This window comes from Leptospira hartskeerlii, from assembly GCF_002811475.1.
GTDB classification, from domain to species: Bacteria; Spirochaetota; Leptospiria; order Leptospirales; family Leptospiraceae; genus Leptospira_B; species Leptospira_B hartskeerlii.
Genome location: NZ_NPDL01000005.1, coordinates 371,595 through 377,594, shown reverse-complemented (window position 1 = coordinate 377,594; position 6,000 = coordinate 371,595). Strand labels below are relative to the sequence as shown.

Genomic DNA, 6,000 nt, shown 5'->3' with positions numbered 1-6,000 from the left:
CCCAGTCCTTGCTTGCAAGGGCTGGGGGTGTAACAACTTCGGTTAAGTCACGCTACTCTATATGTTTTCGAAGAGACTTTCTCTTCTTTCTAATTCCAAATCATTCCAATCAAGTTTATGATCTGAAAGCAAGCTTTCGGTGCGGATAAACTATGTTTGTAGGAATTCCTACAGGGGATTGGAGATCGCCCCCACCCAAGTTCGGGTGGAGGAGGAGGGCCCGTGGGAGAAGCCTTTTCCCCTATACACTAAAATCTCTTAAATAGCAACTCCAATTTCCATATACAACTCTTGTTGGAATTCCAACAAAACAGTCAAAAGTCTAAATATTTTTTACTAAGAAATAACTTAAACTTAACATATTCATAAATAAATTTCCTTTAATTCTTAAGGCCTTTCTTTAGGAAATTTTTTGAATAAAAAGAAAGTTATTCGTCTTTGGTAATATTAGAGGGTTTTTAAATACCTCTTAGCAAAATGCAAACGGCTATTTGGAAATTTGCAATAGGTGGATTAACGGTAATTTTTCCGTTATTCTATTTTTTACCGAGCTCTTCTTCCGGAATGATGGAAGCAGATAGAAATCTTCCTAAATTTCAAATAAGTGAAGAAGACGGTAAAACTGTAGATATACGCAAAACTTTAATCGGAAAAGAGAATCTGGTCTATTTCGGATATCTAAACTGTAAAACCATTTGCCATGGTAGTTTGCAAAAATTGAAAAACCTAATTTCGAAACAAAAAAATCTTAGACTAGTATTTGTAAGCTTAGATCCCGAAAAAGACACTGAAGAACGTTTCGAGAAATATTTTTCCGATCTTAAATCTGAAACTAAATTTATCCGACTGGAATCGAGGGGTAGGGCTTTCGAACTTGCCAGGCTTTTTGGAATTATGGCATTTTCTTCCAATAAAAACGGAGATATAGATCATCCTGATTCTGTATTCTGGGTTAACTCTCAGGGAAAGATCAAAGGATTATTTTTCGAATTTGATAAACACTGGGATCAAAACCCAAAAGAACTTATAAAATTCATAAGCGACAAAAAACAACAATAGTCCCTTAACATTTAAGCGATTCATAATAAACGAAAATACAAACGGGAACTTTCGAAAGACCGAACCCAAAAGAAATAAAGTCCGAAATCGGGCCTAAAAATAAAAATCCTTCCCGGGAAATATATGAATCCGTCTCAGCATAAACATAGTATCCAAGATACTGCCAGACTAAAATTTAAGGAAGAGACTAAGAAAGTAGATCTTTTCTTTTACATTCTTCTTTTAGCTCATATTCCTTTTGCACTTTTATTATCATTAGAATATGGCACCTGGAAATTCGTCTTAAATTCTTCTATAATCATAGGAATACTTTCGAGCATTGGTTTTTTGTTCTTACGAGGCGAATATATTCTAAGAATTTTAAATGCAGTTCTTATCATGGCCTGGTCAGGAATACTGATCCAGTCTCAGTTCGGAAGAATAGAGATGCATTTTCATGTATTCGTTGCATTAGCATTTCTTCTTTATTATAGAGATTGGAAGACACTTCTTCCTGGCGCGTTATATATCGCAGTCCATCATGGATTATTATCCTTCTGCCAAAGTATCGGATACAAAATTTCAGAAACTCCTGTCATCATTTTCAACTACGGTAACGGATGGGATATCGTTCTGTTGCATGCAATTTTTGTAATTTTCGAGACCGGGACATTAATTTACTTCGCCATAACTTTCAAAAGAGAATTTTTGAACCAAGCGATCAATCTGGCAGAATTAGAAGATGTGCGAAAATACAATGTTTCTATCCAGGGAGAAGTTAGAGAGAAATCCGAATCCGTGAATGGGATTTTGGAAGGCCTGGTTCAAAGCTCGGCAACTGTAGCGGATAGAACTACCGATCAAGCAAATAGTTTAGAAGAAATCAATGTAAGCATGAACCAGATCGCCGATGCGATCTCGGACGTATCCGATTCTGCTAAAAAACAGTTAGAAGCAACCGGGACCTTAGAAAATTCTTTTCAAAACTTGGAGATCAGTTTTCAAGATATGGAAGCTGGGCTTGTTTCAACCAAAGCTTTATTCGAGACCGCGTGGAAACATGCTAGAGAATCGGAAGAAAGTCTAATGGCGATCGAAAAATCCATCAAAAGGATAGAATCTAGTTCTTCCGCGACAACCGCAAAATTGGGAACAATCACTGATATCGCAGATAAAGTAAACCTTCTCGCATTAAACGCATCCATAGAAGCAGCCAGAGCTGGTGAACACGGAAGAGGATTCGCTGTGGTCGCAGACGAGATCTCAAAATTAGCAGACCAAACCGCAAGCACCATCAAAGAAGTTTCCAGGCTGATTCGAGATGGCAAAGAGGAAATGACCAAGAATACTGACATCGTTCAGTCCGGTACAAAAACCATCTCATTGATCTTGGGTGATGTTGATTCCATAAAGGAAAGTCTGGATTCTTTCTTTTCTCTTTTAGGAAAACAAACGGAAATCCGGGTTACAGTAGCAGGCGCTTTGTTTAACGCAGGAGAAATTTCTCAAAATGTGCACCAGGCAACGGAAGCAGAAAAGAAAAGTTTGGAAGAGATCCGAAACTTTTTAGATCAAATCCAAAATTCAAATGCAATCATCGCAACCCAAGCAGTTGAGGCAGCAGACCAGGCCAGAAAATGTGAAGAATTAAGCGATTCTTTACAAAAACAGGTCCAAGAATTCAAAGCCTGAACTCTAAAACCAGACCAGGAAATTTCTTTCTCAACTTAGAGAGAATTTTCCATTCTGCACAATTTTTCGTTTGAAATATTTTCTTTCCAAAGGAAAAGTTCCTATTTGTTTCCGGACCCTTACTATGAAAAAGTTTCTGTTTATTTCCGCTTCCGTATTAGCCGTTGCGGTCTTTTTAGCAATTCCAGGCACAATCAGCTCTCAAAGCGGTGATATCGAGGCAGCTATCCAAGCCGCATGTAACCGTTTGGTAGATGGTGGACTATACAAAAGTTGTAAACCAGCCCCAGGATTCTCGCTCGGACAAGGTTATTACAGCCAATCCGCTCAAATTAAATGCCAATGTGAGAACAAATCCGATAACGGAAAAACGATCGTTACCATTTCTCTCTGGCAGGGATATTGATCCTTTCGTAAATCCCGGCTTTCCAAAGTTTGAAGTTTAGAAGATGGACAAGTCGGGATTATGTCGTTTTAGAATTTAAGAACAAGCAATCTATTTCGAACATTTCTTCAGCTCTTTTCGTTTTGCAATTACATTCGATATCACGTCTTTAATCACATCCTTATAATACAGTTGTCCTTCTTTTTGGTCTTCGCCAACCCAGAAAAAGAAAATCAAAGGTAGCCAAAGCCAAGACTTAACCTCATGCAGGTAGGTCTTCCTAAATAGAAATTTTTGATCTTCAAAAACGGAGACATCAAAACTTTCAAATGAAGTCAATCTACTAGGTAAAATACCTAAGCTCATAGTTGAGAGTAATCTTCCGGCATAGCCAAGGCTTGAGAAACTAATCTGATTATTGATCTGAATAAATATTCCTTTGGCAACTTCCGTTCCTTGTTTATCATTCGAGGAGAGAATTCCGGATTCGTTAAAAACCTCCTTTGCCATTACGTCTAGAATTGGATGCGATTGGCCATTGTATTTATCTTCAGTCACTTTTATATTTGTCCTTTTACCGTCTGAAGATTGTTCCGTGCTAATATCGGGAGGAAGCCCATTGATTAGAGTTTTAAAAGCTACAACGCTCAAACAAGAAGAAGGCTCTAAATGATTTCTGGAAAGAGCGGGATCCATTGAATGATAATATAAACAATTAAAACCTATACTCGTTAATATCCCGACGATCAAAATAGAAATAATAGGAGCTTTCATAATCAGCCATTATGGATAGGTGTAAATCGATCGAGTCAAGAACAGTAAATAAATTATTACTTGAATTCTTTTATAAAAAGGACAGGAATCCTATGCCTCCTTTTTTAAAGGCATTCCCGCCATTAGTAATGCGACATAATACCTATTATCGGAAGTTGGGAAATCCCTAGTAAAAGGCGATTCTGATTAAAAATAGCTAATTTGAGCTGCCTGAGAGTATCTTTTCCCAAACCTAAGCTTTCGGAAACTACACAAGCTCGCGGGGTCTCTTCCAAATTCGTCGAAGTGCCTACAAAATCCCGCTTCTCATTTTCCTTTATATGCAAGACCAATTAGAATGCCGCTAATACCAAATTGCAGAAAATGAAAGACTGCTTGTATAGCAAACCAAGAGATCGGATTTACTACTTCAATTTTAGCAGCATTCGCCATTGTAGATACGGAATACAAAAATGTTCCAAAAATAAGGCCAAATTTTAATCCCCCGATAATGGGACGAGCTTCCAAACTTTTGAAATAAGGATAAAGATACGCTAAGACTACTCCCTGTATCAACATTGTAGAAAAGCCCAAGGCAATGATCGGATCCTTCCTATTGTATATGCCGAAGGAATCGTAAAGTTCCTTAAAAAATACGAAATGCCATAATACCCCTAAAACAAAACTAGGAAGAAGATAGCCTAAAACAGCCATTATAAATTTTTTCATAATAATAAACCTCCAGCACATGACTTGCAAATAGCAAGTCATGAATAATAAGTTGCATTTTGCAAGTCATAAATCAAATTTTTAAATAAATGAATAAAAATAACCGTTCTCATTGCCCGATCGTTTTTGCACTCGATATTTTCGGAGACAAGTGGTCGCTTTTGGTCTTAAGGGATTTAATCTTTAAGGATAAAAGATTCTTTAAGGAATTTTTGGAATCTGAAGAAAGGATAGCGACAAATATCCTTTCGGATCGTTTGGAACAATTGGAATTCGCTGGATTAATTTCCAAAAGATCCGATGAAACGAATCGAAAGAGATATATTTATTCCCCCACCCGAAAATCTCTAGATCTAATCCCGGTGATCCTAGAAATTATCAAATGGAGTGCAAAGTATGATCCTAAAACTGAAACTCCTGCCGATTTCCTAGAGCAAGCAGCTCTTCCAGGAAAAAAATTTGAAAAACAAATTCGAAAAAAATTCCAACTCTAAGAGAATAAAATAGATCGCCCGGCTTTTTAAAAATCACTCAGGTCATCATATAAGATCAGATCGTCCAGATACACATTTGCGTAATCAGTTCTGATCCCGGAAGTTCCCCAACTAAAAGTTCCATCCGTTACAGACAATTGCAGAACATTATCTACGTAAAAATCGATATGGTTTCCAATCGAAACCAAAGTCAGCTTGTACCATTGTTTTGTTTGGAAAGACTTTGCATTTCCAGCCTGGTCCTCTAAAGTTCCGGTGGCCAAGGTCGTATAAAGCCCGCAAAGTTTCTTCTTAAAATAAACGGTTCCGTCACTTCGGAGAGATGCCACATATAGATCATTCTCAGTCCTATATCTTGTAAATAGATGGATTCCCTGCCAACTATCCGAGGAAGCCTGCCAAGAATCTATATAGAATCGAGCTTCTAATGCTTGGTCGGTCCACTTCACTCGAGAACCATCGTTCAGGCCTTGGATCAACATTCTGAAATTATAATCTTCCGTCTTGGCCCTTTTATAAACTCCGTTGGAAAGATGTTTAGAGCTCAAGCTGCCGGAAGTAACTTCAATATGAGATTGCATAGATTTATTAGAACTGGCTTCTATAAGACTCCCATCAGCATAGGTTTCAAAGCCCTCGAAAGAAACTCCTGTAGGAGTTTGCCAAGGATAGACTTCGCTGGATCCGCTGGGATAATAACCTGTTCCGGGAAAAAATTCATACGTTCCAGCAGGATTGCAGGAACTCGCCTCAAGTCGGTTTAAAGTTTGAGAAGAAGGACCTAAAACTCGTTCCAAAATGAAATTTGTTCCTAAATCAAAAACGCCTAAGTACAAAAAGCTAGCAAAGCCTAACATTCTAAAGGTGGAAGCCATCTTGTCACCCATCCAATTATTTTCGACCGCCGAT

At 37.9% G+C, this 6,000-nt stretch carries 7 protein-coding genes; 4 read left to right on the top strand and 3 right to left on the bottom strand.

Features of this window, described 5'->3' with window-relative positions; genetic code table 11:
* Positions 1-564: 564 nt before the first annotated feature.
* From CH352_RS11815 to CH352_RS11805, 3 genes are all read left to right on the top strand, one after another.
* Positions 565-1,059: an SCO family protein gene (locus tag CH352_RS11815; RefSeq protein ID WP_244283361.1), complete on the top strand. Its 495-nt coding sequence runs from the start codon at positions 565-567 to the stop codon at positions 1,057-1,059.
* A 123-nt stretch (positions 1,060-1,182) separates the two neighbouring features.
* On the top strand, positions 1,183-2,730 hold the full coding sequence (locus tag CH352_RS11810; RefSeq protein WP_100707301.1) for a methyl-accepting chemotaxis protein: 1,548 nt from the start codon (positions 1,183-1,185) through the stop codon (positions 2,728-2,730).
* 124 nt (positions 2,731-2,854) lie between these two features.
* Positions 2,855-3,136, top strand: coding sequence for a hypothetical protein (locus tag CH352_RS11805; protein ID WP_100707329.1), 282 nt, complete (start codon positions 2,855-2,857; stop codon positions 3,134-3,136).
* A 90-nt stretch (positions 3,137-3,226) separates the two neighbouring features.
* Here CH352_RS11805 and CH352_RS11800 read toward each other — a convergent pair whose 3' ends face one another.
* Both CH352_RS11800 and CH352_RS11795 read right to left on the bottom strand, forming a co-directional pair.
* The gene (locus tag CH352_RS11800) at positions 3,227-3,889 is read right to left on the bottom strand and encodes a hypothetical protein (RefSeq protein ID WP_125169481.1); all 663 of its coding nucleotides are present in this window, start codon (positions 3,887-3,889) and stop codon (positions 3,227-3,229) included.
* 306 nt (positions 3,890-4,195) lie between these two features.
* Positions 4,196-4,597: a DUF1761 domain-containing protein gene (locus CH352_RS11795; protein WP_100707299.1), complete on the bottom strand. Its 402-nt coding sequence runs from the start codon at positions 4,595-4,597 to the stop codon at positions 4,196-4,198.
* Between the two features lie 89 nt (positions 4,598-4,686).
* On the opposite strand from CH352_RS11795, the gene CH352_RS11790 reads away from it, so the two are divergent.
* Entirely contained in the window at positions 4,687-5,091 is a 405-nt protein-coding gene (locus CH352_RS11790) for a winged helix-turn-helix transcriptional regulator (RefSeq protein ID WP_100707298.1), read from the top strand.
* A 26-nt stretch (positions 5,092-5,117) separates the two neighbouring features.
* Here the strand turns inward: CH352_RS11790 and CH352_RS11785 are convergent, their stop codons facing one another.
* The gene (locus CH352_RS11785; RefSeq protein WP_100707328.1) at positions 5,118-5,966 is read right to left on the bottom strand and encodes a pectate lyase; all 849 of its coding nucleotides are present in this window, start codon (positions 5,964-5,966) and stop codon (positions 5,118-5,120) included.
* Positions 5,967-6,000 lie beyond the last annotated feature (34 nt).

Excerpts from the sequence above, each read along its gene's own strand:
- CH352_RS11815 (WP_244283361.1), top strand. The coding sequence starts at position 565 with ATGATGGAAGCAGATAGAAATCTTCCTAAATTTCAAATAAGTGAAGAA.
- CH352_RS11810 (WP_100707301.1), top strand. The coding sequence starts at position 1,183 with ATGAATCCGTCTCAGCATAAACATAGTATCCAAGATACTGCCAGACTA.
- CH352_RS11805 (WP_100707329.1), top strand. The coding sequence starts at position 2,855 with ATGAAAAAGTTTCTGTTTATTTCCGCTTCCGTATTAGCCGTTGCGGTC.
- CH352_RS11800 (WP_125169481.1), bottom strand. The coding sequence starts at position 3,889 with ATGAAAGCTCCTATTATTTCTATTTTGATCGTCGGGATATTAACGAGT.
- CH352_RS11795 (WP_100707299.1), bottom strand. The coding sequence starts at position 4,597 with ATGAAAAAATTTATAATGGCTGTTTTAGGCTATCTTCTTCCTAGTTTT.
- CH352_RS11790 (WP_100707298.1), top strand. The coding sequence starts at position 4,687 with ATGAATAAAAATAACCGTTCTCATTGCCCGATCGTTTTTGCACTCGAT.
- CH352_RS11785 (WP_100707328.1), bottom strand. The coding sequence starts at position 5,966 with ATGGCTTCCACCTTTAGAATGTTAGGCTTTGCTAGCTTTTTGTACTTA.